General features: G+C 71.9%; 23 protein-coding genes. 13 read left to right on the forward strand and 10 right to left on the reverse strand.

The annotated features are described in order from the left end of the window. Window positions 1–3: 3 nt before the first annotated feature. From ACFZDA_RS01240 to ACFZDA_RS01265, 6 genes are all read right to left on the reverse strand, one after another. Complete coding sequence (locus ACFZDA_RS01240; protein ID WP_391073034.1) at window positions 4–1,563, reverse strand: Wzz/FepE/Etk N-terminal domain-containing protein; 1,560 nt, start codon at window positions 1,561–1,563, stop codon at window positions 4–6. After that, window positions 1,560–2,954: a Wzz/FepE/Etk N-terminal domain-containing protein gene (locus ACFZDA_RS01245; RefSeq protein ID WP_391073037.1), complete on the reverse strand. Its 1,395-nt coding sequence runs from the start codon at window positions 2,952–2,954 to the stop codon at window positions 1,560–1,562. Before ACFZDA_RS01245 ends, ACFZDA_RS01240 begins: the two co-directional genes overlap by 4 nt. Beyond that, window positions 2,951–4,231 carry a glycosyltransferase gene (locus ACFZDA_RS01250; RefSeq protein ID WP_391073040.1) on the reverse strand — a complete coding sequence of 427 codons (1,281 nt, stop codon included), beginning with the start codon at window positions 4,229–4,231 and terminating at the stop codon, window positions 2,951–2,953. The genes ACFZDA_RS01245 and ACFZDA_RS01250 overlap by 4 nt, the downstream gene beginning before the upstream one ends. Next, window positions 4,221–5,537 (reverse strand): nucleotide sugar dehydrogenase, encoded by a 1,317-nt coding sequence (locus ACFZDA_RS01255; protein WP_391073043.1) that lies wholly within the window; start codon window positions 5,535–5,537, stop codon window positions 4,221–4,223. Before ACFZDA_RS01255 ends, ACFZDA_RS01250 begins: the two co-directional genes overlap by 11 nt. Before the next feature lie 100 nt (window positions 5,538–5,637). Further along, window positions 5,638–7,116: an exopolysaccharide biosynthesis polyprenyl glycosylphosphotransferase gene (locus tag ACFZDA_RS01260; protein ID WP_391073045.1), complete on the reverse strand. Its 1,479-nt coding sequence runs from the start codon at window positions 7,114–7,116 to the stop codon at window positions 5,638–5,640. A 339-nt stretch (window positions 7,117–7,455) separates the two neighbouring features. Continuing rightward, window positions 7,456–8,337, reverse strand: coding sequence for a helix-turn-helix domain-containing protein (locus ACFZDA_RS01265; protein ID WP_391073047.1), 882 nt, complete (start codon window positions 8,335–8,337; stop codon window positions 7,456–7,458). Between the two features lie 177 nt (window positions 8,338–8,514). Between ACFZDA_RS01265 and ACFZDA_RS01270 the strand changes: the two genes are divergently transcribed. The 10 genes from ACFZDA_RS01270 (at window position 8,515) to ACFZDA_RS01315 (ending at window position 19,699) form a co-directional block, all read left to right on the forward strand. After that, window positions 8,515–9,531 (forward strand): zinc-binding dehydrogenase, encoded by a 1,017-nt coding sequence (locus tag ACFZDA_RS01270; RefSeq protein ID WP_391073050.1) that lies wholly within the window; start codon window positions 8,515–8,517, stop codon window positions 9,529–9,531. 76 nt (window positions 9,532–9,607) lie between these two features. After that, window positions 9,608–10,273, forward strand: a complete 666-nt coding sequence (locus ACFZDA_RS01275; protein ID WP_391073053.1) for an SDR family NAD(P)-dependent oxidoreductase — start codon at window positions 9,608–9,610, stop codon at window positions 10,271–10,273. 15 nt (window positions 10,274–10,288) lie between these two features. Then, on the forward strand, window positions 10,289–10,801 hold the full coding sequence (locus ACFZDA_RS01280; protein WP_391073056.1) for a cyclophilin-like fold protein: 513 nt from the start codon (window positions 10,289–10,291) through the stop codon (window positions 10,799–10,801). Window positions 10,802–10,869: 68 nt separating this feature from the next. Further along, window positions 10,870–12,123, forward strand: coding sequence for an MFS transporter (locus tag ACFZDA_RS01285; RefSeq protein ID WP_391073058.1), 1,254 nt, complete (start codon window positions 10,870–10,872; stop codon window positions 12,121–12,123). Window positions 12,124–12,157: 34 nt separating this feature from the next. Then, the gene (locus ACFZDA_RS01290) at window positions 12,158–12,925 is read left to right on the forward strand and encodes a glucose 1-dehydrogenase (RefSeq protein ID WP_391073060.1); all 768 of its coding nucleotides are present in this window, start codon (window positions 12,158–12,160) and stop codon (window positions 12,923–12,925) included. 209 nt (window positions 12,926–13,134) lie between these two features. After that, entirely contained in the window at window positions 13,135–13,773 is a 639-nt protein-coding gene (locus ACFZDA_RS01295; protein ID WP_391073062.1) for a 2Fe-2S iron-sulfur cluster-binding protein, read from the forward strand. 7 nt (window positions 13,774–13,780) lie between these two features. Then, window positions 13,781–14,761 carry an FAD binding domain-containing protein gene (locus tag ACFZDA_RS01300; protein WP_391073065.1) on the forward strand — a complete coding sequence of 327 codons (981 nt, stop codon included), beginning with the start codon at window positions 13,781–13,783 and terminating at the stop codon, window positions 14,759–14,761. After that, window positions 14,758–16,956, forward strand: a complete 2,199-nt coding sequence (locus ACFZDA_RS01305) for a molybdopterin cofactor-binding domain-containing protein (protein WP_391073068.1) — start codon at window positions 14,758–14,760, stop codon at window positions 16,954–16,956. The genes ACFZDA_RS01300 and ACFZDA_RS01305 overlap by 4 nt, the downstream gene beginning before the upstream one ends. A 162-nt stretch (window positions 16,957–17,118) precedes the next feature. Further along, the gene (locus ACFZDA_RS01310; protein ID WP_391073071.1) at window positions 17,119–18,258 is read left to right on the forward strand and encodes an XdhC family protein; all 1,140 of its coding nucleotides are present in this window, start codon (window positions 17,119–17,121) and stop codon (window positions 18,256–18,258) included. Window positions 18,259–18,391: 133 nt separating this feature from the next. Then, on the forward strand, window positions 18,392–19,699 hold the full coding sequence (locus ACFZDA_RS01315) for a DUF5933 domain-containing protein (protein WP_391073074.1): 1,308 nt from the start codon (window positions 18,392–18,394) through the stop codon (window positions 19,697–19,699). Here ACFZDA_RS01315 and ACFZDA_RS01320 read toward each other — a convergent pair. The 3 genes from ACFZDA_RS01320 to ACFZDA_RS01330 all read right to left on the reverse strand — a co-directional run bounded on the left by ACFZDA_RS01320 (window position 19,689) and on the right by ACFZDA_RS01330 (window position 22,739). Beyond that, window positions 19,689–20,063 carry a hypothetical protein gene (locus ACFZDA_RS01320; RefSeq protein WP_391073077.1) on the reverse strand — a complete coding sequence of 125 codons (375 nt, stop codon included), beginning with the start codon at window positions 20,061–20,063 and terminating at the stop codon, window positions 19,689–19,691. The two genes, ACFZDA_RS01315 and ACFZDA_RS01320, sit on opposite strands and share 11 nt — an antisense overlap. Beyond that, on the reverse strand, window positions 20,060–21,772 hold the full coding sequence (ctaD, locus tag ACFZDA_RS01325) for a cytochrome c oxidase subunit I (protein WP_391073079.1): 1,713 nt from the start codon (window positions 21,770–21,772) through the stop codon (window positions 20,060–20,062). The genes ACFZDA_RS01320 and ctaD overlap by 4 nt, the downstream gene beginning before the upstream one ends. A gap of 202 nt (window positions 21,773–21,974) precedes the next feature. Then, on the reverse strand, window positions 21,975–22,739 hold the full coding sequence (locus ACFZDA_RS01330) for a hypothetical protein (protein ID WP_391073081.1): 765 nt from the start codon (window positions 22,737–22,739) through the stop codon (window positions 21,975–21,977). A gap of 137 nt (window positions 22,740–22,876) precedes the next feature. On the opposite strand from ACFZDA_RS01330, the gene ACFZDA_RS01335 reads away from it, so the two are divergent. Further along, a complete protein-coding gene (locus tag ACFZDA_RS01335) occupies window positions 22,877–23,461 on the forward strand; it encodes a GNAT family N-acetyltransferase (protein ID WP_391073084.1) in 585 nt (194 codons plus the stop codon). On the opposite strand, the gene ACFZDA_RS01340 is transcribed toward ACFZDA_RS01335, so the two are convergent. Beyond that, a complete protein-coding gene (locus ACFZDA_RS01340) occupies window positions 23,435–24,136 on the reverse strand; it encodes a hypothetical protein (RefSeq protein WP_391073087.1) in 702 nt (233 codons plus the stop codon). The genes ACFZDA_RS01335 and ACFZDA_RS01340 overlap by 27 nt on opposite strands. A gap of 269 nt (window positions 24,137–24,405) precedes the next feature. Between ACFZDA_RS01340 and ACFZDA_RS01345 the strand changes: the two genes are divergently transcribed. Further along, the gene (locus tag ACFZDA_RS01345; RefSeq protein ID WP_391073090.1) at window positions 24,406–25,467 is read left to right on the forward strand and encodes an N-acetylmuramoyl-L-alanine amidase; all 1,062 of its coding nucleotides are present in this window, start codon (window positions 24,406–24,408) and stop codon (window positions 25,465–25,467) included. Between the two features lie 333 nt (window positions 25,468–25,800). Beyond that, window positions 25,801–26,919, forward strand: coding sequence for an acyltransferase family protein (locus ACFZDA_RS01350; protein WP_391073093.1), 1,119 nt, complete (start codon window positions 25,801–25,803; stop codon window positions 26,917–26,919). Window position 26,920: the final 1 nt, after the last annotated feature.

A 26,920-nucleotide genomic window follows, 5' to 3' on the forward strand; every position in this document is an offset into this window, starting at 1 on the left:
GTGCTACCGCGCCTCCTGGTTGCTGTCCGGGACCCGTGCCGCCCACATCGGCAGCCGCTCCGCCCGCCGCCGGCCCTCCCCCACTGCCTGAACGGCGTGGGAGCCCCCACCGATCTGCCGGGCCGGCCGCTCGACGCGGCCGCGCAGCGCGTGGTGCGGCCCGTCCCACAGCGTGCCGTCGGTCCGGTCCCGGGGATCGGGGTCGATCAGCACCACGCCGATCACCTCGACGCGCTGGTCCGCGAGCTGCCGCGCCACGGTGTGCAGCCACGCGGCGCTGCCGTGCCCGGCCCGCACGACGAGCACGGTCCGGGTGCCGAGGTACTGGAGGTCGGTCCACGCCGTGCCGGGCGCCACCGAGCCGACACCGAGCAGGCGCTCCTGGTCCGACGCGGCCTCGGCCCGCTCGCCGCCGACCACGGCGGGGTCACCCGGCTGCGGGCGGCGGCCGGCGAGCTGCGGGCCGGGCAGACCGTCGACGATGACCACCGGCCCGTTTGCCGTCAGCGCCCTGGCGAGGTCCACGGCGATCACGCTCGTGGTGCGCGCACAGCCCAGTTCCAGCAGCGACACCGGTTGCGCCGAGCCGCGCACGGCGCGGGCCAGGAAGGCGGTGAGCCGTTCGCGTGCCGCCCGGGTCCTTCGGCGCTGCCACAGCCTCGCCGGCCGGCGAGGCGCACGGGGCAGCTCCGCGATGACCGAGGCGCCCAGGTGCGCCGCGATGTCCCGGCGCAGCACGGGGCGGTCCGCCACCACCGAGCCGACCGCGGCCACCGCCAGCCCCAGGACGAGCCCGAGGACGAGCCCGATCGCGGCGTTGGTGGCAACGGCCCTGGGCAGGGAGTGCCGCACCGCGCGCGGGGCGTCCACGATCTGTGTGCCGGCGACGAGTTGCGGGGTGCCGATGCGCGCCTCCTCGGCACGCTGCTCGAAGTCGGCGATCCGCGAGGTGAGTTCGGCCCGGCGGGCGAAGAGCGACTCCATGCTCGCCGACGCCTTCGGGCTGCTCTGAGGCGGTCCGTCCCCGATCGCCTTGTTGACGTCGGCGAGTTCCTTGCGCATACGGTCGCCCTGGTCGGCCAGGGCCTTGGACTCGGCCTTCGCGCTCTGGCGCATCCGCCGCACATGGTCCGCGACGAACGCGTCGGCCAGCGCCTTGGCCCGGGCCACCGCTTCCGCGTCGCTGTCAGCCGTCACATCGATCTGCAGCAGGTTGTTGGACAGGCCGGTCCCCCGGTAATCCCGCATGAAGTCATCCGGGTTCTCCGGAGACTTGAGGGACTTCAGGGCCTCGCCGGCGATCCGCGTGGTCCGCAGCAGCTCCACGTCGGTGCGGATCAGCGTTCCGGTGTCGTTCGGCTGGTCCTCCTTGTGGGCGACCAGCACCTTGGTCACCGCGGCCGGCGGCGCCGGCAGCAGGACCGCCACCGCCACGCCGGCGAGCAGCCCCAGCAGCGCCAGGGAGCTCCACAGGCGACGGCGCCTGCGCACCGCCGCCACCAGCCCCTGCAGATCCAGCAGCGCGGTGGAGGCCGGCGACTCGGACGTCTCGCTCGTCGTCACAGCGCACCTCCCGTCGCGTGGCCGTTCACCGCGAACTCCGGGACGGCCTCATCCGCCGGACGGCGGCCGGGAGTCCGCGTGGCACGGCCCCGGGTCGTGCCGGCGACGACGACGCCGACGACCTCATGCCCCGCGTCCGCACACGCCTCGGCGATACCGGCGAGCTCCGCCGCGGTCCAGTTGCCCGCGCTGAGCACCACCAGGGCACCCGACTCGGTGTCGCGGTCCGGCACCAGCGGCCCGGACACCGACACCGCCACCACCCGCAACACGGGGTATCCCCTGCTCGAAGCACCCGGGTCGCCGCCGGCCTCTGCCACGAGCTGCCCGGCGGCACGGACGGCGACCTCGTCGCCGTCCGGGACGACGACCAGCAGCCGCCGGGGAGCCGGCAGCTCGTCCCGCAGGCGAGCACACACCCGCCGGTAGCGGATCCGCCTGCCGGCCTCGCCGCCGGACGGCTGCGGGGGCGGTACGTCCCACCGGGTGTCGACCCCCAGCAGCCGGCGGATCCAGGCCCGGGTGCCACGGCCCTCGGGCCGCCGCGCGGGCCGTTCACCGGGTACGTCGACGGTCCCCAGCAGCGCGGAGCCGAGCGCGGCGGCGATCTCCGGTGCGGTGCGCAGCCGTCGGCTCATCCGGGCGGCGGCGAGATGGCCGATGACCGCGAGCAGGAAGAACAGCAGCGCCCCGGCGACGATGAGCTGCGTCCTCGTCGGCGCCGCCTCGCCGGCCGGCCGGGCCGCCGGGCCCATGACGACAAGGCCGGCCTTGCTGGTCGCCGGGTCGGCCTCGTCCAGCTTCTTCATGGCGTCCAGCAGCGCGGCACGCAGCTTCTCCAGCTCGGTGCGGGCCTGCACGCTCTCCACGGTCCGCCCCGGATCGGCCGCCTCGGCCAGGTCGGTGATGCGGCGGTCGGTCTGCACCACCGTCTTGCGCAGTTCCTCGGGCCCGGCCGCCGCCCCGGGGTCGGGGTTGTCGCCCGCGAGCCGCGCGGCGAAGGTGACGAACTGCCCGGCCACCTGGTCGGACAGCCGCTGCGCACGCTCCGGGGTGTCGGCCGTACCCGAGATCTTGATGATGTTCCCGTCGGCGGCCTTGGCGCTCACCCGGTCCCGCAGCTCGCTGCCGCTGACCCCGGGCCAGCCGAGTGCGGCGGCCGCGCGGTCGGTCACCACCGAACTGGTCGCGATCTCCGCCTGGGTCAGCAGCTCGCGCTCCTCCCACTGCCCCGGCAGCAGGACCGACGCCGACGTCGTGTACCGCGGCGGGAACAGCACGGAGGCGCCGAAGCCGACGAGCGCGCCCACCATGGCGAGGACGGCGAGAAGCCGCCGGCGCCGACGGAGAATCCGCCCGATCGTGACCAGGCGTATCGTGTCATCGCTCAACTGCGCTGCCTCTTCCCTGTGCGGACCGGGGTGCCCGAGGACCCCGCGGTGCGGTCCCGGCAGGCGGCGGCGTAGGCGGCGAGCAGCGACGCCTGCGAGTTCCGCCAGGAGAGCGGCCCGCTGATCCGCTCCTGGCCGGTCCTGCCCATGCGGGCCCGCTTCTCCGGGTCGTCCAGCAGCAGCGCGATGAGCCCGGCGAACTCCGCCTCGTCGTCGGCGGGCGCGTAGACGGCGGCGTCACCGGCGGAGACCCGCGCCTCCTTCAGGTCGAACGAGACGATCGGCCGGCCCATCGCCATGTACTCCAGGACCTTGTTCATGGTCGACACGTCGTTGAGCGGATTGCGCGGGTCGGGGGAGAGGCACACGTCCGCGGTGGACAGGTACCGCACGAGGTCGGCGTCCGGTATGCGCCCGGTGAACTGCACCTGCTCGGACAGCCCCAGCCGCCGCGACAGCTCCACCATCGCCTCGAAGGCGTCGCCGGCGCCGACGAACACCGCGTGCCAGTCGGTGCGCCCGAGCTCGTCGCGCAGCTTCGCGAGGGCGCGCAGCGCGTAGTCGACGCCGTCCTGCGGGCCCATCACGCCGAGGTAGCACAGCAGATGAGGCTTGCCGCGCTTCAACTCCGGCTCGGGCGGTACCGGCTGGAACCGGTCGATCGCGGGTGCGCTGCGCACCACGAAGACGTCCTCCGGCCGCCGGCGGCCACGGCGCAGCGCGACGTCCCGGTAGCTCTCGTTCGTGGCGAGGACGATGTCCGCGGCCCGGTAGGTCCGCCGTTCCAGCGCGCACACGGCGCGGTAGAGCAGATCCTCGCCGCGGCCGAACCGGGAGAGGTACAACTCGGGTACCAGGTCGTGCTGGTCGAAGACGAACCGCGCCCCGCGCCGCTTCAGCCACAGCGCCGGCAGGAACAGCAGGTCGGGCGGGTTGCAGGCGTGCACCACGTCGACCGGGCCGACCGTGCGCGCCAGGCGCACCGTGTGCCACAACGCCGATCCGTACTCCCGCAGGTAACCGGCCGGCCCTCCGGTGGCCGCGCGCAACGGATAGCGGTGGATCCGCACCCCGTCGATCACCACCTCCGGCTCCGTGTCGCGCTTGCTGCCCTGCGGACAGATGACGTGCACCGTCCAGCCCGCGTCGCGCAGCGTCGTGCACTCCTGCCACACCCGCCGGTCGAACGGCACCGACAGGTTCTCCACCAGGATCAGCGCGCGCCGGCCCGGCCGGTCGCCGCCGGTTGTCTCATCGAAAGAGCTGTCACCAGGCAAGGCCCACGTACCCCGGTTCGGCCCGGCGCGCATCGGCGTCGGGAAGGTGGACGAGGTCGACGAGCACCGGGCCCTCGCTGTGGGGCAGCGCCGCCAGCACGGCCGGATCCCTGGTCCCGACCAGGCACACCTCGGCGTGGTCGAGCACCTCGTCGACGGACTGCGCGAGCAGTTGCGCGAGGTGCGGCAGCCGGTTCTCGATGTACTCGCGGTTCGCGCCGATCAGCCGGGAGAGGTTCACGTTGGCGTCGTAGATCCGCAGGTCGTACCCCTTGCCGAAGAGCCTCTCCGCCAGCTCGACGAGGGGGCTCTCGCGCAGGTCGTCGGTGCCGGGCTTGAAGGACAGCCCGAACATGCCTATGCGGCGCCTGCCCGTGCGCTCGACCAGGTCCACCGCGCGCTGCAGATGGTCGGAGTTGGAGGGCAGCACATGGGAGAGGATCGGCACCGAGACGTCGGCCCGCTGCGCCGCGTGGACCAGGCTGCGCAGGTCCTTCGGCAGGCAGGAGCCGCCGAAGGCGAAGCCGGGCCGCAGATAGGCGGGGCTGATGTTCAGCTTGCGGTCGGCCAGGAACACGTCCATCACCTGGTGCGAGTCCACCCCGAGCGCCTGGCACACCGCGCCCAGCTCGTTCGCGAAGCCGATCTTGAGGCCGTGGAACGCGTTGTCCGCGTACTTGATCGCCTCGGCCGTGGGGACCGGCACCCGGAACACCTCGCCGGGCAGGCCCTCGTACAGCGCCAGCACCGCGTCGCCGCTGGCCGGGTCGAGCTCGCCGATGACCGTCTTGGGCGGGTCGAAGAAGTCCCGCACGCTCGTGCCCTCACGCAGGAACTCCGGATTGACCGCGACCCCGATGTCCACCCCGGCCGTGCCGCCGACGTACTTCTCCAGGATCGGCACCAGCAGGTTCAGGCAGGTGCCGGGCAGCATGGTGCTGCGGAACACGACCGTGTGGCGCCCGCCCCGCTCGGCCAGCGCGGCGCCGATCTCCTCGGTGACCCGCTCCAAGTACGCCGTGCACAGGCTGCCGTTGGGCTCCGACGGCGTGCCCACGCAGACCAGCGACACCTCGCTGTCCATGATCGCCTCGCGGACGTCGCCGGTGGCGCGCAACGCTCCGCTGCGCACGACCTCGGCGATGACCTCGCCGATCCGCTCCTCGACCACCGGGGCCTTGCCGTCGTTGACCAGGTCGACCTTCACCTGGTTCACGTCCACCCCGACGACCTCGTGCCCCATGCTGGCCAGGCACGCGGCCGACACGCAGCCCACGTAGCCGAGCCCGAAAACGCTGACTCTCATGACCCGTCCCTCCCCAGGCAGACCCTGTGGCCTGCGGTCCCCCCACGCAGGCCCTTTCGGCCTGCGGTCCGCGCCCCGTCCGGACGCCGACCTGCGCGCATCAGTAGGCGCCCTGACCGTGGAGCACCGCACGCAGCGTCTTCCACAAGATCACTGAGTCCAGGGCGAGCGACCAGTCCTCCACGTACCGCAGGTCCAGCCGGACCGCCTCCTCCCACGACAGGTCGCTGCGTCCGCTGATCTGCCACAGACCGGTGAGTCCGGGCTTGACCAGCAGCCGCCGCCGGATGTCCGGGGCGTACGCGGCGCACTCCTCCGGCAGTGGAGGCCGCGGACCGACGAGCGACATCGATCCGGTGAGCACGTTGAGAAGCTGCGGGAGTTCGTCGAGCGAGTACCGCCGCAGCACCGCTCCCACCCGGGTCACCCGCGGATCCCGGCGGAGCTTGAACAGCGGGCCGGCGCCCTCGTTGCGGTCGGCCAGCCCGGCACGTGCCCCGTCGGCCCCGACGACCATGGTGCGGAACTTCAGGATGGTGAACTCGCGGCCGTCCTTGCCGACCCGGCGCTGGCGGTAGAACGCCCCGCCCCGGCTGTCCGCCAGCACGAGCAGTCCGACGCACACCATCAGCGGCGCGAACAGCAGCAGCAGGATCGCCGCGCCCATCCGGTCGACGACCCCTTTGACCACCCGGCGGCCCCCGGTGAAGGCCGGCATGCTGACCCGCAGCAGCGGGATCCCGAGCACCGCGTCGACGTGCAGCCGCGGGCCGGCGACCTCCATGAGCACGGGGGCCACGACCATTTCGGCGTCGCTGCCTTCGAGGTTCCAGGCCAGCCGCTGCAGCCGGTCCGGTGTCCAGTGCGGGTCCGGTGTGACCGCGACGACCCGGTAGCCGTCGCGGCGGACGTGGCCCGCGACGTCCGCCAGCCGGCCGACGACCGGCACTCCGTCCAGGTGGGCACCGTCGAGCCCGAGACCGTCCGTCGTGCACACCGCGTCCACCCGCCAGCCCAGGTGCGGGAACTTGCGGGTCCGGCTGATCAGGTCACGCACGGTGGCCGCGCTCCCGGCGGCGAGCACCGGTCTCAGGCACCGGCCTTCTTTGCGCTGTTTGTGCAGCGAGAGGCGCAGCACATACCGCGCCGTCATGGTGACGAGCGCGATCGCGGGGATCGCGACGAAGATCCAGAGCTTGATGTTGCGCGAGGTCAGGGCGATCCCGCCGAGTGCCAGTACGACGGTCGCCGTGAACAGCGCGCGGCCGAGCCGGCGGAACTCCTCGGCCCCCTGGCCGAGCACGGCCGGAGCCCAGGACCGGCTCACCGCGAGCGCCCCCAGCACCAGCAGTTCGGTGCCGAACGCGAGGATGCCCCACTTCTCATGCCAGTTGGCCGCGTCGCGGGACCCGAAGAAGTTGCCGATCGCCGCCACCACGAAGGCGGTGGCCGCGGTGTCGCTGATGATCACGTTGCGGCGGTATCGCTGCTCCCAGTCGGTCGCCGGCCGGCTGATCGCCCCGTTCGCCAGATGCCCCCGCGCCGACGGAAAAGGGTCGACAAGTTCACCCTGCTGCACAGAACCCCCCCAGGTCGCCGAATAGTTCGACGTGTTCGCCCCACACTGATCTCGCCTCGGGAGGCCCCCGCCTCCCGCCTCGCGCGCTACTTGAACAGCCCGAACCCCGGGTGCTCCCCGCACCCAAGGCACCCTCCCGGGCTCAAGAAATGGATCACCACCACGTCTGGCGGTGAGGAGACAGCCGCCGGCTTTCCGCGGCTCCGGACCTATAGATCATTAACGGTCGCCTCGTGTTCGAACATCCGAAGCACGGTCAATCTAGACCACCGGGATCAGTATGTAGAGAGTATGTGTGCAATTTGTGCGCAAGCTTTGAGACTCGTTGTGCCGGGGCGGTCAGCTGAGGGGCGAAGAGGCCGACAGGTCCTGGTCGGCGGCCCAGGACGCCAGGATGCGCAGCCGTTCATGGGTGGGGGAGCCGGGCGCGGCGGTCCAGACGGTCAGGTTCTGGTCGGGATCGGTGTTGGCGGTCAGGGTGTCCCAGTCCAGGACGAGTTCGCCGACGACCGGATGGTTGAGGGTCTTCGTGCCCACGGTGCGGGCGGCGACGTGGTGATCGCCCCACCAGCGGGCGAACTGCTTGTCGCGCAGGGACAGTTCACCGACCAGCTCGATCAGGCGGGGATCCTCGGGGTACTTCGCGGCCTCCATCCGCAGCTGGGCCACGGAGATCCGCGCGGAGGTCTCCCAGTCGGCGTACAGGGTGCGCATGGTGGGGTCCGTGAAGATGATCCGCGGGTAGTTGCGGTGCTTTTCCGCGAGGCGGGAGAAGTCGGTGACCAGGGCGGCCGCCAGCGCGTTCCAGGCCAGGATGTCCCCGCGCCGGCCCTGGACGATGGCGGGGGTGGCGGTGAGGTCGTCCAGGACCCGCTGAAGCTGCGGCTGTACCTTCTGCCGACCGCGACGCCGGGTGCGGGTGGTGGTCTTGCCCGCCAGCTGGAAGAGGTAGCCGCGCTCGTCGTCGTCCAGGTGGAGTACCCGGGCGAGCACGTCCAGCACGGGTGCCGAGGCCTGCATGCGGCCCTGCTCCAGCCGGGTGTAGTAGTCCGTGCTGATGCTGGCCAGCTGGGCGACCTCCTCGCGGCGCAGCCCCTCCACCCGGCGGGGTTTGCCGGTCTCGGGCAGTCCGACCGTGCGCGGGCTCAGTTCCGAGCGGCGCTTCTTGAGGAATTCTCCCAGCTCATTCAGGGGGACGTTGGCGGTCATGCTTCCCAGCATGACACCGGTTCCACCCGGGGAAGGGGGGAGAAATCCCTCCCAGGATGTTCCCTTCCCAGGATGAATTCGTCCGCTTTTCGCCCCCGCCCTCGCGTGTGAGGCTCGATATCGATTCAGCCGATCCCGATCCCGATCCCGGCTGAGGCACACCGACCCCCGCACGAAGGAAGCACCCCCATGCGCGGAGCAGTCATCTACGCCCCCGGCGACGTGCGCTTCGAGAGCCTCGACGACCCGAAGATCCTCCATCCGACGGACGCGGTGATCCGCACGGTCGCCACCTGTGTGTGCGGCTCGGACCTGTGGCCCTACCGCGGGGCGGAACCCATCGGCGACCCGCACCCGATGGGGCACGAGTACGTCGGCATCGTCGAGGAGGCAGGCAGCGAGGTCACGGGCGTCAAGCCGGGCCAGTTCGTGGTCGGCTCCTTCGCCACCTCGGACAACACCTGCGCGAACTGCCGGAACGGCTGGCAGTCCTCCTGCCTGCACCGCGAGTTCATGAGCGCCTGCCAGGCCGACTACGTGCGCATCCCCAACGCCCACGGCACCCTCGTCGCCACCGACGAACACCCGGACGGCGCGTTCGTGCCGAGCCTGCTCGCCGTCTCCGACGTGATGGGCACCGGCTGGTACGCCGCCCTCGCCGCCGAGGTGAAGCCCGGCTCCACGGCCGTCGTGGTCGGCGACGGAGCGGTCGGCCTGTGCGGCGTCATCGCCGCGCGCGAGCTCGGCGCCGAGCGGATCATCGCCATGAGCCGCCATGCGTCGCGCCAGCAGCTCGCCGTGGAGTTCGGCGCCACCGACATCGTCAGCGAACGCGGCGACGAAGGCATCGCCCGCGTCAAGGACCTCACCGGCGGCATCGGCGCGGACTGCGTGCTGGAGTGCGTCGGCACCGCCGAGTCGATGCGGCAGGCCCTGCACTCCGCCCGGCCCGGCGGCAACGTCGGCTTCGTCGGCGTCCCGCACGAGGTGGCCGTCGACGGCGAGGAGTTGTTCTTCTCCCACGTCGGCCTGCGCGGCGGCCCGGCCCCCGTACGCCGCTACCTGCCCGACCTGATCGACCGCGTCCTGTCCGGCCGGATCGACCCGGGCAGGGTCTTCGACCTCACCCTGCCCCTGGACGAGGTGGCCGAGGGCTACCGGGCGATGGACGAACGCCGCGCGATCAAGACCCTCCTCAAGCCCTGACCGAATCCTGTCCACGCCCCGAACGCGAACGCCTCCCCCCTCGGGGCCATCCACCCCTCTCACGCAAGGACCGACCATGACGACCTTCGCCCTCGTGGGTGCCGGGCCGGGCCTCGGGCTCGCCACCGCCCGCCGCTTCGGAGCGGCCGGCCACCGCGTCGCCCTCATCGCCCGCGACGCCGAGAAACTGGGCGGCCTGGCCGCCGACCTCGCCCGCGACAGCATCCAGGCCCGCGGCTACACCGCCGACGTTCTCGACACCGAGTCCCTGACCACCGCCCTCGACGCGGCCGGGACCGACCTGGGGCCCATCGAGATCCTCCAGTACAGCCCGGTGCCGCGCGCCGACTTCATGAAACCGGTCCTGGACACCAGCGCCGACGACCTCGACGCCCCACTCGACTTCTCCGTCAAGGGCCCCGTCACCTGTGTGAACGCCGTCCTGCCCGGTATGCGCGCCCTCGGCCGCGGCATGCTGCTGTTCGTCAACGGCGGCAGTGCCGTACGCCCGAACCCGAAGGTCGCCGGCACCTCGATCGCCTTCGCCGCCGAGAGCGCCTACGCCCGCATGCTGCACGACGTGCTCGCCGAGGAGAACGTCCACGCCGCCCAGCTGATCATCCCCGGGGCCATCCGGCCCGACGCCGAGCACAACAGCCCCGACGCGCTGGCGCAGCGCCTGTACGACATCCACCAGCGGCGGGACGGCTTCCGGCACTACTCCGAGCCCCTGCCCGACTGACCACGGAACGACACCGTGAACCCCGCGCCCCCGCGCGCTCTCGCCCGGCTGGCCCCGGCCGCCGCACTGCTGCTGGTCGCGACCGCCTGCACCAGCGACTCCCCGCCCCCTTCCGGGCCCGCCTCGCCGCAGGCCTCGACAGCCCCGGCCGCCACCACCTCACCCGGCAGGAAGGCCGCCATGAACATCCGGCTCACCCTCGACGGCCACCACATCGCCGCCACCCTGAACGACAGCGCCACCGCCCGCGACTTCGCCTCCCGGCTCCCCCTCACGCTGTCCCTGCGCGACTTCCACCAGGCCGAGAAGATCGCCGACCTGCCCTGGAAGCCGACCACGTCCGGCGCGCCGGAGGGTGCCGACCCCAAGGCCGGTGACCTGGCGTACTACGCGCCCTGGAACCAGCTCGCCACCTACTACCGCGACGCCCCCTACGCGACCGGCCTGGTCCCTCTCGGGCACATGGCCGACGGCGGCACCGAGCAGCTCGCCACCGCCGACGAGATCACCATCGAGGCCGTGCCCTGACCGGGCTCCGAACCGCTCGCCCCCAGGGGCGCCACCGCACGATGTCCACGCAAGGAGACTCCACACGTATGCCTTCCGCATCCGGGACCACCCCCGGCAAGCTCCCCTTCGTCGTCTGGGTGCTGGCCGCCGGCACGTTCCTGATGGGGACCACCGAGTTCGTCGTCGCCGGACTGCTGCCGGAGCTGGCCGGCGACCTCGGAGTCAGCGTCTCGCACGCCGGCCTGCTGATCACCGCCTTCGCCATCGGCATGATCGTCGGCTCGCCGGCCATGGCCCTGGCGACCCTGCGGCTGCCGCGACGCCGGACGCTGATCCTGGCCCTGTCCGTGTTCTGTCTCGGACATCTGGTCGCCGTCCTCAGCACGTCCTTCACGGTCGTCCTCGCGGCCCGGGTCGTCACGGCCCTGGCGACCGGGGCGTTCTGGGCGGTCGGCTTCGTCGTCGCCACCACCGCGGCAGGCCCGCACCACGCCACCCGCGCCACGGGCGTCATGATCGGCGGCCTGACCCTGGCCAACGTCGTCGGCGTGCCGATCGGCTCCTTCGCCGGCCGGCTCACCGGCTGGCGCGGCCCCTTCTGGGCCCTGGCCGCCCTCTCCGGGCTCGCCGCCGTGTTCATCGGCCGCTTCATCCCGGCCCGGGAGCAGCGCGTCGAGGTGTCCGTCCGGGCCGAGGTCCGGGCTCTGCGGCAGGGCCGGCTGTGGCTGGCGCTCGGCGCCGCGATGCTGATCATGGGCGGTGTCCTGGCGACGTACACCTATGTCACGCCGCTGCTGACCGACCGCGCGGGCGTCCCCGCGGGCGCCGTACCGCTCGTCCTCGTCGCCTTCGGCGTCGGCGCCCTGGGAGGCACCACCACGGGCGGCCGCCTGGGCGACCGACGTCCGATGGTCACCACCGTCACGGCCGCCGCGGCCACCGCCCTGGTCCTGTTCCTGCTGATCCCGCTGTCCGGCAACCCGGTGACAGCGACCCTCCTCGTCTTCCTCATGGGCCTGACCGGCTTCACGGTCAACCCGGTCGTCACCGCCCTCGCCATGCGCTTCGCGGGCGACGCCCCCACCCTCACCTCGTCGCTGACCACCTCCGCCTTCAACACCGGCATCGCCGCCGGCTCGGTGATCGCAGGTCAGGCCCTGGACTCCTCCCTCGGCCTGACCGGCCCGCCCCTGGCCGGCACCGTCATCGCCGCCCTCACACTGCTGCCCCTGATCGCCCTCGCCGTCCACGGCCCTTCCGGCACGGGCCGGATCGTGGCCCGGAGCGGCGCTCCCGCGCAGCGCCGCGACGAACCCGCGCAGGCACCGTCGCAGTACTGACGCCGTACCCCCGCACTCGAACGGAGACCACGACGTGAACCCCACGTACGACTTCACCGGCCAGGTCGCCCTGGTCACCGGCGCCGGCGCCGGGATGGGCCTGGCGACCGCCCGCGCGTTCGCCGCGTCCGGAGCCGCCGTCGCCCTCACCGACATCGACGAAGCGGCGCTGAACGCGGCCGTGAAGGACCTCACCGACGCGGGCCACCAGGCCCTCGCCCTCCCTTGCGACGTCAGCGACGAGGAACAGGTCGCCGCCGCCGTCGACCGCACGGTGGAGACCTTCGGCCGCCTGGACATGGCCTACAACAACGCCGGCATCCAGATCCCGCCCAGCGACGCCGCCGACGAACCCGCCGAACGCTTCGACCGCGTCAACGCCGTCAACCTCCGCGGCGTATGGGCCTGTATGAAGCACGAGCTGCGGCACATGCGCGCCCAGGGCAGCGGTGCCATCGTCAACTGCTCCTCGCTCGGCGGCCTGGTCGGCCTCCCCGGCCGCGCCTCGTACCACGCCTCCAAGCACGGCGTCATCGGCCTGACCGGCAGCGCCGCCCTCGAATACGCCCCGCGCGGCATCCGCGTCAACGCCGTCTGCCCCGGCACCATCGACACCCCCATGGTCAGCGACATGATCGCCAAGGGGGAACTCGACCGGGCGGAGGCCGAGGCCAGCCAGCCGATCAACCGCCTCGGTACGGCCGAGGAAATCGCCGAAGCGGTCCTGTGGCTGTGCAGCCCCGGAGCGAGTTTCGTCCTCGGCGTCGCCCTGCCCGTCGACGGCGGCTACGTCGCCCGCTAGGGCGTGTCCGCGAAGGCCCTCCGCGGGAGCGTAAAGGGGGAGAAAAGTCTCCCTGTCACGAGCGTTGCCGGTGGTGCGAGACTCCCCGGGCGACCAGTCGCCGCCGCCAAGGCGCACGGTCGCCCCATCCTCCCTCCGCGGTGACGACGACCTGTCTCCCGTCCCGCCGTTGTGCACGGCCGATCCGCCCGCGATACGAAGGCGTACGTATGTCAACTCAACTCCCGGAGTCCGCCGTTCCACCCCCCATCGAAGCCGGCGAGTCCGCCCCGGCGCCCACGCGGCGCACCTTCATCGCCACCAGTGCCGCGCTCGGCGGCGCTGTCGTGGCCGGAGGGGCGTTCCTCGCGGGCCCGGAAGAAGCCACCGCCGCGGCAACGGCGCCGTCCAGCCGCGTCTCCCTGACGGTCAACGGCACCCGCCGGACCGTGACGGTCGACAACCGGACCTCGCTGCTGGACCTGCTGCGCGAGCACTTCGGCCTGACCGGCTCGAAGAAGGGCTGCAACGCCGGAGCCTGCGGCGCCTGCACGGTGCTGGTCGACGGCCACCGGGTCAACTCCTGCCTGACGCTCGCCGTCCGGCTGGAGGGCGCCGAGATCACCACGGTCGAGGGCCTGGCCGAGGGTGACCGACTGCACCCCCTGCAGCAGGCGTTCATCGACCAGGACGCCTTCCAGTGCGGTTACTGCACCCCGGGTCAGATCGTCTCCGGGGTGGGTTGCGTCAAGGAGGGTCACACCGGTTCGCCGGAGGAGATCAGGGAGTGGATGAGCGGCAACATCTGCCGCTGCGGCTGTTACCTGAAGATCGTGCGCGCGGTCGAGCAGACCGCGGGCCGGAAGTGAGGGCCTGATGTATCCCTTTGCCTTCACCAAGGCGTCCGACACCCGTGAGGCCATCGACGCCGGTCGCCACGGCGGGCGTTACATCGCAGGCGGCACCACCCTGGTCGACCTGATGCGCGAGACCGTCGAACGGCCCGAGACCCTCGTCGACATCACCGCCCTGCCGCTGGGCGACATCACCGCCACCGAGCGCGGGGGCCTGCGCATCGGCGCCCTGGTGACCATGTCCGAGGCCGCCGCCCACCCCAAGGTGCGCACCCTGTACCCCGTCGTCTCCGAGGCGCTGGAGCTGAGCGCCTCGGCCCAGCTGCGGAACATGGCGACCATCGGCGGCAACATCATGCAGCGCACCCGGTGCACCTACTTCCGGGACGTGACCGCGAACTGCAACAAGCGTGACCCCGGCTCCGGTTGCGCCGCGCTGCACGGCGTCAACCGCACCCACGCCATCCTCGGCACCTCCGAGACTTGCGTGGCCACCCACCCCTCCGACGCCGCCGTGGCCTTCGCCGCCCTGGAGGCCCGAGTGCACCTGCTGGGCCCGGACGGAGAACGCCAAATCTCCTTCGCCGACTTCCTGTTGCGGCCCGGCAGCACCCCGCAACGCGAACAGGCCCTGCGCGAGGGCGAGTTGATCACGGCGGTGGAGATACCCGCCCTCCCGCGCCCGCTGAGGTCCGGCTACCTGAAGGTACGTGACCGCCAGTCCTACGAGTTCGCCCTGACCTCGGCGGCCGTCGCGCTGCACATCCGCGGCGGGGTGATCCGCGAGGCCAGGGTCGCCGCCGGGGGAGTGGGCACCGTGCCCTGGAAACTGCCCGCCGTCGAACAGCACCTCGTAGGTGAACGCCCCTCGGGGGCCCTCTGGCCGGCCGCCGCCGCGAAGGCGGCGGACGGCGCCCGTCCCCTTCAGCACAACCGGTTCAAGGTCGAGCTGCTCAAGCGCACGGTCGAACGCCAGCTGCGCGTCGTAGGAGGTACCAAGTGAGCCCCCAGCCGCAGGCAGCCGTGGGCGCGCCGCTGTCCCGGGTGGACGGCCGGCTCAAGGTCACCGGACAGGCGCAGTACGCCGCCGAGCACGACGTCGACGGAGTCGTGCACGCCGTGATCGTCGACGCGAGCATCGCCCGCGGCCGCATCACCTCCATCGACACCCGCGCGGCCGAAGCCCAGCAGGGCGTGTTGAAGGTGATCCACCACGGCAACGCGCCGACACTGCCGTACCGCGACAATCCCGGCTCCAACAACCCTTCGCAGGGGCGGCGGCTGCGCGTCTTCCAGGACGACCGCGTCCGCTTCCACGGCCAGCCGGTCGCCGTCGTCGTGGCCACCACCCTGGAGGCCGCTCAGCACGGTGCGAGCCTGGTCAAGGTCGGCTACGACGCCGAACAGCCGTCGACCGACCTCACCGAGGCCGAGCCCGGCGAGCCGACCCGTTACGCGCGCGGCGACGCCGAAGCGGCTCTGCGCACGGCGGACGTACGGCTCGACCTCGCGTACCGCACGGCGCGCAACCACCACAACCCGATGGAGCCGCACGCCACCATCGCCCGCTGGAACGGCGGCCGGCTCACCGTCTGGGACAAGACCCAGTGGGTGGTGGGCACGCAGACCGAACTCGCGGCGGTGTTCGGCCTGGAGACGGACGCGGTGCGGGTCGTCTCACCGTTCGTCGGCGGCGGTTTCGGTACGGCGCTGCGCTGCTGGCCGCACGTGGTCGTCGCCGCCCTGGCCGCCCGCGAGACGAAGCGTCCGGTCAAACTGGTCCTCAGCCGCAAGCAGATGTACCTCGGCACCGGTTACCGGCCCTCCTACGACTACCGTCTCCGGCTGGGCAGCGACCGGCGCGGCCGACTGACCGCCGCGGTCCACGAGTTGGACGCCGAGACCTCGTCGTACGAGACGTTCACCGAGGCCGTCCTCGCGGCCGGGCAGATGCTCTACAGCATGCCGAACGTGAGCCAGGCGTACCGCACGGTGCCGCTGGACCTGCCCACACCGCTGTACATGCGCGGCCCCGGCTTCCAGACGGCCTCCTTCGTCATCGAGTCGGCGATGGACGAACTCGCCCACAAGCTCGGCGTCGACCCGATCGAGCTGCGCCGGCGCAACGAGCCGGCCAAGGACGAGTCGAACGGGCTGCCCTTCTCCACCCGCCGGCTGCGCGAGTGCTACAGCGTCGGAGCCCGCGAGTTCGGCTGGGACCGCCGCACCCCCGAGCCCCGCTCCACGCGTGAGGGGGACTGGCTGATCGGCAGGGGCATGGCCGCCGGCGTCTACGACACCGCGCGCATGCCCGCCCAGGCCCGGGCCCACCTGGCCGCAGACGGCACCGCCGTGGTGGATGCCGCCGCCACCGACATGGGCCCGGGGACGTACACCTCCCAGACCCAGGTCGCCGCCGACGCCCTGGGGCTGACCGTGCGCGCGGTCACCTTCCGGCTGGGGGACTCCCGCTACCCGCCGACCCCGCCCCACGGCGGCTCGATGACCATGGCCAGTGTCGGCTCCGCCACCCTCGACGCCTGCGCCAAGGTCCGCCGTCAGGCCATCGAACTGGCCGTCGGGGACCGCGAGTCGCCGCTGTACGGGGTGGCGGCCGACGACATCGTGGTACGCAACGGCCGACTGCATGTGAAGAACGACCCCACGCGCGGGGAGACGTACCGGCGGCTGCTGACCCGCAACGACCGCACCCACCTGGAGGCCGACGGCTCCTTCGCGCCGCCGTCGGGCCCGGAACGGCACTCCTTCTACGGCTACAACGCGACGTTCGCCGAAGTGGCCGTGGACGCGACCCTGGGTCTGGTGCGGGTGCGGCGGGTGCTCGGCGTGTACGACGCGGGCCGCATCATCAGCCCCAAGCTCGCCGACAGCCAGGCCCTCGGCGGCATGGTCGGCGGTATCGGCACGGCCCTGCTGGAGCACACGGTCACCGACCACCGCGACGGCCGGATCGTCAACGCCAACCTCGCCGACTACCTGGTGCCCGTCAACGCCGACGTCCCCGACCTCAAGGCGATCTACCTGGACGGCGAGGACCGCGAGGCCGACCCGCTCGGCGTCAAGGGCCTCGGAGAGCTGGTGATGATCGGGGTGGCACCCGCCATCGCCAACGCGGTCTTCAACGCCACCGGCCGCCGCGTCCGCGAACTGCCCATCACCGCGGAGGCGTTGCTCTGACCTGTGCGCTTCGGAGCATCCCGAAGCCCACACCGCTCGTCCGGCAGCCCGGCGCCCCGTCCGCTGCCGGACATCCCAGGGCCGCCGCCGCGTGACGTATCCCCTGCGTCGTGGCGGCGGCCCGCTCACCTTCCGATCCCGGTCCCGCCATGGAGAACCGCCATGCTGAACATCGCGGACACACTGCACCGCTGGTGCCGCGAGGCCCGCCCCTTCGCCCTGGCCACCGTCGTCGGCGTGCACGGCAGCGCCCCGCTGCCTACCGGTACGTCGGTCGCGGTGGACGAGGACGGCAACGCCGTCGGCAGCATCTCCGGCGGCTGCGTCGAGGGAGCGGTCTACGAGCTGTGCCGGCAGGTGCTCCGTGACCGGGGCGCTCCGCAGCGGGCCTGGTTCGGCTACTCCGACGACGACGCCTTCGCCGTCGGCCTGACCTGCGGCGGCGAACTCGACATCGTCGTCCAGCGCATCGATCCCGCGGCCCGGCCGGACCTGACCACGGCCCTCTCCGAGATCGACCGAGGACGACCGGTCGCCGTGGCCCAGGTCGTGGACGGTCCGGAACGCCTCCTCGGCTCCACGCTGAGCGTGCTCGGCGGTGACCACGCCGCCCACGGCCGCCTGGACGACGGCCCGGCGCACCGAGCCGTGGCCGACCGGGCCAGGGCCCTGCTGCGGGCCGGCCGCACCGCCCGCGCCGACATCGGCGGCGAGGCGGACGGATGCCCCGAACCGCTGTCCGTCCTCGTCCACGTCCACGCGTCCCGGCCCCGCCTGCTGGTCTTCGGCGCCGTCGACTTCGCCGCCGGCCTGAGCCGGGCCGGCCGCTTCCTCGGCTACCACGTCACCGTCTGCGACGCCCGCCCCGTCTTCGCCACGACCGCACGCTTCCCGCACGCGGACCAGGTGGTGGCCGACTGGCCCCACCGCTACCTGGAACGCACCGAGGTGGACGAGCGCACCGCCGTCTGCGTCCTCACGCACGACGCCAAGTTCGACATCCCCCTGCTGCGCCTGGCACTCGGCCTGCCCGTCGCCTACGTCGGCGCCATGGGCTCCCGGCGCACCCACGCCGAGCGCCTGCGGCTGCTGCGTGAGGAGGGCGTCACGGAAGACCACCTGGCCCGGCTGCGCTCCCCGATCGGCCTCGACCTCGGAGCCCGCACACCCGAGGAGACGGCCGTCTCCATCACCGCGGAGATCATCGCCCAGGCCAACCAGGGCACGGGCCGGCCCCTGACCAGGACCACCGGCCCGATCCACCGGGCAGCGCGCCATCCCGGGGGCGCATCGCTCCGATAGCATATTCGATCGCGTGACGATCATTTCATTACAACTAACAAATCGAATAAAACAATTGATACCTATAAAAACGCGGATTTCCTCGCGAAGAAGACGCGGAATCACGTTCACCGCACGGCCTCGACCCCGGACGATGCTGTGGGCCACAGCAGGTGTCGTGGCCCTCGGGTTTCTCGTCGCGCTGGAAGTCGCCGCGCGGCACTACGGGCTGCCCGGGCCGATCACCACCCAGGTGCGAGAGGTGATCGTCGCCCCCAAGTCGGGCTTCCTGCTGTACGCCGGTATGGCGCTGACGATGGTGGTCCTCACCCGGCGGCAACGGTTCATCGCCGTCGGTGTCGCGCTCGGCATCGACGCCGTCTTCCTGGTGGTGCGCTGGGCGGCCGGCGTCGATGTGCTGGACGGCCAGCCCTTCGGCAACGGCGCGTTGTGGGTGATCCTGGGCTGTGCGGTCATCGCGGTGACGCGCCGCACCGGCGCCGAACGCGTCCTGCTGCTGAAGGGTGTCGGGCTGGGCCTGCTGCTGGTGGCCGGCCGCAAGACCGGTGACACCTGGCTGCTCATCACCTCGAAGACCCGCCCGATGGTGCTCGACCCGTACCTGGCGGTCGCCGACCACGCGCTGGGCAACCCCTCCTGGCTGATGGGCCGGATCGTCACGGCCACCGGTCCGGTCGGTGCCCATGCCCTCGACTACGTCTACGCCCAACTGGCGGTGGCCGCGGTCGTCGTCGCGCTCTACCAACTGCGCGATGTGGCCGCCGAGCGCCGCTTCCCGCGCCATCACCTGGTGCGGACCTTCCTGGTCATCGGCCTCCTCGGGCCGGGCATCTACCTGATCTTCCCGGTCGTCGGCCCGATCTTCGCCTACGGCCCGGGCGCCTTCGGCACCGGCGGCCTCCACTGGGCGGCGGCCGACCTGTGGCCGGACCTGCCACCGCCGATCAGCACCGCCCCGCACGAGATGCCGTTCGACGAGATCACCCCCCGCAACTGCATGCCCAGCCTGCACACGGCATGGGCCACCGCGATCTTCATCCACTCCCGCAGGGGCCCGCGCCTGCTGCGCTACGCGGGCACGTTCTGGCTGATAGCCACGCTCACCGCGACCCTGGGATTCGGCTACCACTACGGCGTGGACCTCATCGCCGGCGTGGTGTTCACGCTCACGATCGAGGCGGCCCTGCGCTCACTCGCACGCGGCTGGGACCGGTCCGGAACTCAACTGGTCACGTATGGAGTGGCCGTCTTCGGGGCGCTGTTGCTGTCCTACCGCTATCTGCCGACGGAGATGGCCGAGCGCCCCTGGCTGTTCGGGCCGCTGCTCCTTCTGGCGATGGCCTCGGTGATCTACGGCTACGTACGGACCACCGGCCAGTGGGAGACGAAGGCCCTACCGGCGCGGCAGCCGGTACCGGAACACCAACTCGTCAGCGGGTGAGCAGGACCGCCAGGGCGTTCACCCCGCCCGCACAGGCGAGGAGGGCGCAGGCGCACGCGGCGTGACGGCGGAGCAGGGCGTGCCGGAGGGCGGCGTAGCGGCTCTCGTACTCATGCCGCAGTTCCCTGGCCCGCCGTACCGTGTCGTGCAGCAGCTGACGCGTGACGTCGAGGCGCCGGCGGACGTAGTGGCCGGTGAGTTCCTCGGCCTGGGCGGTGGTCAGCCACGGCATCCGCGCGCAGAGCTCTTCGGCCTCACGGCGTGCCTGGTCGCGGTGGACCTGAGCGAGGAGAAAGCCCTCGGCCTCGTCGGCCAGCGCCTGCCGCGGGTCGTCGTACGGAGCCCCGTGACCGCCGCGTCTCACGGCCGCTCGCCCTTGTGCCCCTCGGCCTCGACGACATCGCGTCGGCCGGCGTTCGCCGCCTCGTCCAGCTGGGCCACGTCGGGATGGTGCAGGTCGAAGGCAGGGGACTCGGAGCGGACGCGCGGCAGGGTGACGAAGTTGTGCCGCGGGGGCGGACACGAGGTCGCCCACTCCAGGGAACGCCCGTAGCCCCAGGGGTCGTCGACCGCGACCCGCTCGCCGCGCTGGGAGGTCTTCCACACGTTGTACAGGAACGGCAGCGTCGACAGGCCCAGCAGGAACGCGCCGATCGACGAGACGGTGTTCAGCCAGGTGAAGCCGTCCGCGGCCAGGTAGTCGGCGTACCGGCGGGGCATGCCCTCGGCGCCCAGCCAGTGCTGCACCAGGAACGTGGTGTGGAAGCCGACGAAAAGTGTCCAGAAGTGGATCTTCTCGATGCGGTTGTCCAGCATCGCGCCGGTCATCTTCGGCCACCAGAAGCTGAAGCCGCCGAACATCGCGAACACGATCGTGCCGAAGAGCACGTAGTGGAAGTGCGCGACCACGAAGTAGGAGTCGGTCACGTGCCAGTCCAGGGGCGGCGAACCGAGGATGACCCCGGTCAGACCGCCGAAGAGGAACGTGACCAGGAAGCCGGCCGCCCACAGCATCGGCGCCTCGAAGGACAGCGAGCCCTTCCACATGGTGCCGATCCAGTTGAAGAACTTCACCCCCGTCGGCACGGCGATCAGATACGTCATGAAGGAGAAGAACGGCAGCAGCACCGCCCCGGTGGCGAACATATGGTGCGCCCACACCGTCACGGACAGCCCGGCGATGGCGATCGTGGCGCCGATCAGCCCCGTGTAACCGAAGATCGGCTTACGGGCGAAGACCGGGATGATCTCGCTGATCACGCCGAAGAACGGCAGGGCCAGGATGTACACCTCGGGATGGCCGAAGAACCAGAACAGATGCTGCCAGAGGATCGCGCCGCCGTTCTCCGCGTCGAACACCTGCGCCCCGAATTGGCGGTCGGCCTCCAGCACCAGCAGGGCGGCGGCCAGCACCGGGAACGCCATCAGCACCAGTACCGAGGTGAGCAGGACGTTCCAGGTGAAGATCGGCATGCGGAACATGGTCATGCCGGGGGCGCGCATGCAGATGATCGTGGTGATGAAGTTGACCGCGCCGAGGATGGTGCCGAACCCGGCCAGGGCCAGCCCCATGAGCCACAGGTCCCCGCCGATCTGGGGAGTGCGCTCCCCGCCGCTGAGCGGGGTGTAGGCGGTCCAGCCGAAGTCCGAGGCGCCCTGCGGGGTGAGCAGACTGCCGAGCACGATCAGGCCGCCGAAGAGGAACAGCCAGTACGAGAACATGTTCAGCCGCGGAAAGGCCACGTCCGGGGAGCCGATCTGCAACGGCATCACCGCGTTGGCGAACCCGGCGAACGTCGGCGTCGCGAACAGCAGCAGCATGATCGTGCCGTGCATGGTGAACGCCTGGTTGTACTGCTCGTGCGACAGCAACTGGATCCCCGGCCGGGCCAGTTCGGCCCGGATCGCCATCGCCAGCGCCCCGGCGATGAGGAAGAAGACGAACGACGTGATCAGGTACAGGTGCCCGATCTTCTTGTGGTCCGTCGTCGTCATCCAGGAGACGATCACCTGGCCCCGCCTGCGGCGCTCCGCCGCCGCTACCGGAGCGACCGGTTCGGTATGTGTCGCCATGAGCTCCTCGATCGGCAGTGCGGGTCGACCCGGCGGAAACTAGTCCCGCCGATGCGGAGCAGTCGCCTGACGTGGGGCTCCGCTGAGCCGAACGGCCCAGCGATCCATGCGAACGAGTGGTGTTCCGCCGATACCGGCACGGTGTGCCGGCTTCCGGCCCCGAGCCTGGCCGTGGGCGAGCCGGGCGGCGACGGCTGTGGCGTCAGGCGTCTGCGCGTGATGCCCGGCTCCGGCGCGCGGGCGCGCCCGCGCGCCGGACCTGGTGGAGGGCGACCCCCGCGAAGGCCGCCGACACGGCGCCGCAGATGAGCACGGCGATCCACTGGTCCGCCAGGAGGTTCGTCGTCCCGTCGGGGTACGTGCAGGTGATGGACGGCGGGAAGACGGTCCTGTCGATGTCCAGGATCTCGATCCGGGTCAGTTTGGTGTCCGGGGGGACGGTCTTCGCGTGCAGGCACCGGTCGTAGAGGTCGCTGCGGGAGAGGTCCAGCGCCGGGTCGATCCCGGCGGCCCAGATGGCGACCGCCGCCATCGGCGACCACATCGCACCGGCCCAGGCGGCAGGCGAGGCGCGCGACTGCCTTCTGAGCAGGACGACGGAGAGGGCCACGACCGTGACGGCGAGCCCCGCCCACATGACCCAGGCGCTCAGGGCGGTGGGGTGCGTCGGCCCGTACGACGTCGAGTCGGTCCAGTAGCAGGCGACGTCGGGCGGGAAGGAGTCCACGGTGACGTGCACCAGCGGGAAGTCGTCGTCGAGGGTCCGCCGGCCGCACACCGAGACGGGATCGGTGAAGGCCAGCCCACAGGCCACGGCCCCCGCGTAACCGACCGCCGTCGCCCACAGACCGATCACCGTCCAGCGGACCTCCCGGGACGGGCCGCGCCGCGATGCCCACAGCGTGTAGGGAACCAGCCCGGCCAGGAGCAGGCAGCCGGTGATGAACTGCGTGCCCAGCGCCGGCATTCCGCCTCCATCCCCCACCCGTACCCGAGAACCGGGCGCGCCTCGCCCCCGACGTGGGGACGGCAAAAGGGGCCTGGACGGTTGCACGGCCGGCCCGAACGGCTGTCGCAGCGAACCGGGCCACGTACGCTCGCCCGATGGACGGGATCATCACGCGGTTGACCGCCGCGGCCACGGCATCGGCCCCTGCACTCCTCCTGCGTCCCTGGAGGCCGGCCGACGCCGCGGACCTCGTGAGCCTGTACCAGGACGAGGCCCTGCGTCGCTGGGTGAGTACGGGCGTGCACGACCGTGCCGGCGCGGCACGGTGGATCCAGGACCAGCAACGCGGCCGGGAAGCAGGGCACCGTTTCGCGTTCGCCGTCTCGGAGGTCCAGGCGGCCTGCGGCGAAGGGGAGTTGGTGGGGCACGTGGTCCTCAAGAACGTCACGCCCGGTGCCTCGTCGGCGGAGGTCGGCTACTGGACCGCGGCGCATGCGCGCGGCCGGGGTGTGGCTCCCCGGGCCCTGGAGGCGCTGACGGACTGGGCCTTCGCCGCCTTCGCCGGCGACGGTCTGACCCGTCTGGAGCTCCTGCACCAGGCGGACAACACGGCCTCGTGCCGCGTCGCGCGGAAGTGCGGTTACGCACTGTCCTCGCTCGTGGCCGCGGCGCCACCGGCGTTCCCCCGGGAAGGGCACCTGCACGCCCGGGCGTCACACGCTGTCCAGGTCCGCGGCTAGGTGTGCTGTCCGGACAGGTTGGTGACGCGGCTGACTGGGGTGTGGCCGCCGATGCCGGTGTGGGGTCGGCGGGTCCGACTCCGGCTCGGCGAGCGCGGCGGCCCACGCCGGTGGGGAGACCGCCTCGGCGGGCACGGTCCGCTCCTCCTCCCACCCCAGCTTTCCGGCCACGGCCACGGGGACGCGGCCGAGGAACGTGAGCCCGCCCTCCAGGGCGTCCGCGAGGTCGGCCAGCACATGACGCAGTGACGGCCAGTGCGCGAAGGACGGCAGGTCCTCGTCGAAGCGGCGGCCCACCTGTCCGTGGTGGGGTCCGGGGCGGCCGGCGAGGAACAGGCCGTCCGAGGCCCGCCGGCCGATGCCCAGGGTCAGGGGCAGCCCTGCCTCGTCCGCCCCGAGGCTCCGCAGGACCGTGGTGTTCCGCACGATGTCCGCGACAGCGCACAGCGGGCCGTAGAACGCCAACTGAACTGCCCTGACCTCGGGTTCCACCCCGTCGTGGCACGGCAGCGAGGCCACCAGATCCGGGTGGAACGGCACGCCGAGCGTGCGTTCCGCGTCCTCGATGCCGGCCTGCGACGCGGGTGGGCGCAGCGTGGCGTGGGAGAGGGGAGCGTGCCGGGCCGGCCAGGCGTCGACACGGGCCCAGGACTCCTCGACGGCGGGAATGCTCATGGCAGCGGACACTATGCCGGGCCACCGACAGCGCCCCTGCCCTTCCTGCTGCGGCAGCGTCGTAATCCCGCCGAATTCGTGTGCGGGTGTACGGCGAGGTGACCGTTGAGGCAAGCGGCGGAAGAATGATGGGTGAGGGCTTGGCGGGGTCCCGGGCAGGTTCGGACGAAACGAGCCGCCGGACCCGCTCCGCAACCGCGACCACTGTCTTCGGACCGGCACGAGTGTCTTCGGACCGGCACGAGCGCGCCGAAACGGAGGACCGACTCATGGCCACCCCGCTCACCGCCGCCCGGCTCGTCGCCGCGCTGAAGTCCGAGGGCTGCGCCGTTCACGAGGTCGGCGGATGGCGCACCAACAACCGCAACCACAAGGGCCCGTGGGGTCCCGTGCACGGGGTGATGATCCATCACACCGTCACCGGGCCCGGCACCGACGTCGTCGACCTGATCTACCACGGCCACAGCGCCCTGCCCGGTCCGCTCGCCACCGGATGCATCACCAAGGACGGCGTCGTCCACCTGACCGGCAACGGCCGGGCCAACCACGCCGGCGGCGGCGACGGTGACGTGCTGAACGCCGTCATCGGCGAGTCGTACGGCACCTACCCGCCCGCGACGCGCGAGCACGACGGCTCGGCCGGCGCGGTCGACGGCAACGCCCGTTTCTACGGCTTCGAATGCGAGAACAAGGGCGACGGCAAGGACCCGTGGCCGGGTGTCCAGTACATCGCCATCGTCAAGGCCACCGCCGCGATCTGCCGCTCGCACGGCTGGGGCCCCAAGAGCGCGATCGGTCACCTGGAGTGGAGCGACTGGAAGGTCGACCCGCGCGGATTCGACATGGCCGACTTCCGCCGTGACGTCGCCGACGCCCTGGCCCTCCCGGCGGGCCTATGGGAAGGAGAGGACCCCATGCCTCAGTACGTCAACCTCGGTGTCGCCAAAGGCTATCGGCTCGCGCCCGGCGCCTGGGACTCGGTCGAGTTCGCCACGGAGTGGGCCGACGAGACCGGCGACCACGCCACCGGCGGGAGTGTCTTCGCCCGTGGCCCGGCCCGGTTCAGCGGGAGCGTCAGCCTGCACCTCGACGGGTTGCCGGCGGGCGCGGTCGTCCAGGCGCGCATGTCGGAGTACGAGGGCGACCAGCACCGCGCGGACCACCCGATCCACGAGATCACCGGGACCGGCGGCGGCACCTTCGCGGTCGTGCCCCTGACGAAGCGGCTCCCCTCCGGCCGGAGCATGCGGGTACGGCTGCTGAACCAGGCGGCCGTCCCGGTCACCGTCGCGAGCGCGGTGCTGACGGTGCTGGTGTGGAAGGAGACCTAGAGCCGGGCGCCGGGTCGGGCCCGTCTGCCCGCTTGACGGAGTCGGTGCTGTCGAAGGCACCGTCCGGGTAAGGGCCGTGCGGTTCCCCGTCGGTCGACTTGCCGCGCGGAGGATCCTGACCGGGCCACGGCACCCTTCACCGCCTCCCTGCGGGAGACGATCGCCCGTCCGGACACGTATACCCGGGCATGAACCGAAGCGAGTCACCCCCGTTACGAGTTGAACCGGGGCACGGCCCTGTGATTAGGGTGCGGGCGATGTTCTGCGCAGACGCCACCCCCTTACCCCGGGCAAGACGAGGCACGGCCGCTTCGAGCTTCTTGGGGAGGGCCCGTGAGTGACACGGTGACGACGGCCCGCCCGGTGGCCGAAGCGACCCGGGCGTCGCGGGGAACGGAACAGGGCGCGGCGGCCCGCCCGGCGCGGCAGCGGGACGCGTTCTTCGACAACGCCAAGTACCTGGCGATCGTGCTGGTGGCCGTGGGACACGCCTGGGAGCCGCTGCGGCCGGGCAGCAGGGCCGTCACCGCGCTCTACATGCTCGTCTACGCGTTCCACATGCCGGCGTTCATCATCGTCTCCGGCTACTTCTCGCGCACCTTCGACGGGAGCCCGGCCCGCCTCAAACGCCTGGTCACCGGTGTCGCCGTGCCGTACGTGGTGTTCGAGACGGCGTACACCCTCTTCACCCGGTGGACCAGCCAGGACCCCGACCGCCCGGTCAGCCTGCTGGACCCGCTGTATCTGACCTGGTTCCTGGCGGCGTTGTTCGTCTGGCGGCTGACGACGCCGCTGTGGCGGCATGTGCGGTGGCCGCTGCCGACGGCCCTCGTCGTCGCGATGCTGGCCACGCTCTCGCCGTCCATCGGCCACGACCTCGATCTCCAGCGCGCCCTGCAGTTCCTGCCGTACTTCGTGTCCGGTCTGCTGCTGCGGCCGGAGCACTTCCGGCTGGTGCGCCGGCGCGGAGCGCGGATCCTCGCCGTGCCCGTGGCCGTCTGCGCGCTGGGCGTGGCGTACTGGGCGGTGCCGCGGATGAACTACGCCTGGTTCTTCCACGCCGACAGCGCCCGTGCCCTGGGCGCCCCGTACTGGTACGGGCCCGTGATGACGCTGGCTGCCTTCGGCTGCTCGACCGTCCTGGTCGCCTGCTTCCTCGCCTGGGTGCCCGGGCGCCGGACGTGGTTCACCGCCCTGGGCGCGGGCACGCTGTGCGGCTATCTGCTGCATGGTTTCGTCGCGCAGGCCGCCAGGTACGGGGGCTGGTACGAGCCGGCCTGGGTCCACGGGCCCGCCGGCGCGCTCGCCGCCACCCTGGTCGCGGCCGTGGTCGTCACGGCGCTGTGCACGACCCCGGTGCGGCGCGTGGTGCGCTGTGTGACGGAACCGCGGATGGCGTGGGCCTTCGGCAGGGGGGACGCGGCCCCGCCGCGGGGTGATGTCCGCGCGTGAC

This window comes from Streptomyces sp. NPDC007991 (assembly GCF_042958445.1).
In the GTDB taxonomy this organism is placed as follows: domain Bacteria; phylum Actinomycetota; class Actinomycetes; order Streptomycetales; family Streptomycetaceae; genus Streptomyces.

Excerpts from the sequence above, each read along its gene's own strand:
- ACFZDA_RS01255 (WP_391073043.1), bottom strand. The coding sequence starts at position 5,537 with ATGAGAGTCAGCGTTTTCGGGCTCGGCTACGTGGGCTGCGTGTCGGCC.
- ACFZDA_RS01265 (WP_391073047.1), bottom strand. The coding sequence starts at position 8,337 with ATGCTGGGAAGCATGACCGCCAACGTCCCCCTGAATGAGCTGGGAGAA.
- ACFZDA_RS01270 (WP_391073050.1), top strand. The coding sequence starts at position 8,515 with ATGCGCGGAGCAGTCATCTACGCCCCCGGCGACGTGCGCTTCGAGAGC.
- ACFZDA_RS01275 (WP_391073053.1), top strand. The coding sequence starts at position 9,608 with ATGACGACCTTCGCCCTCGTGGGTGCCGGGCCGGGCCTCGGGCTCGCC.
- ACFZDA_RS01285 (WP_391073058.1), top strand. The coding sequence starts at position 10,870 with ATGCCTTCCGCATCCGGGACCACCCCCGGCAAGCTCCCCTTCGTCGTC.
- ACFZDA_RS01295 (WP_391073062.1), top strand. The coding sequence starts at position 13,135 with ATGTCAACTCAACTCCCGGAGTCCGCCGTTCCACCCCCCATCGAAGCC.
- ACFZDA_RS01300 (WP_391073065.1), top strand. The coding sequence starts at position 13,781 with ATGTATCCCTTTGCCTTCACCAAGGCGTCCGACACCCGTGAGGCCATC.
- ACFZDA_RS01310 (WP_391073071.1), top strand. The coding sequence starts at position 17,119 with ATGCTGAACATCGCGGACACACTGCACCGCTGGTGCCGCGAGGCCCGC.
- ACFZDA_RS01315 (WP_391073074.1), top strand. The coding sequence starts at position 18,392 with ATGCTGTGGGCCACAGCAGGTGTCGTGGCCCTCGGGTTTCTCGTCGCG.
- ctaD (WP_391073079.1), bottom strand. The coding sequence starts at position 21,772 with ATGGCGACACATACCGAACCGGTCGCTCCGGTAGCGGCGGCGGAGCGC.
- ACFZDA_RS01330 (WP_391073081.1), bottom strand. The coding sequence starts at position 22,739 with ATGCCGGCGCTGGGCACGCAGTTCATCACCGGCTGCCTGCTCCTGGCC.
- ACFZDA_RS01335 (WP_391073084.1), top strand. The coding sequence starts at position 22,877 with ATGGACGGGATCATCACGCGGTTGACCGCCGCGGCCACGGCATCGGCC.
- ACFZDA_RS01340 (WP_391073087.1), bottom strand. The coding sequence starts at position 24,136 with ATGAGCATTCCCGCCGTCGAGGAGTCCTGGGCCCGTGTCGACGCCTGG.
- ACFZDA_RS01345 (WP_391073090.1), top strand. The coding sequence starts at position 24,406 with ATGGCCACCCCGCTCACCGCCGCCCGGCTCGTCGCCGCGCTGAAGTCC.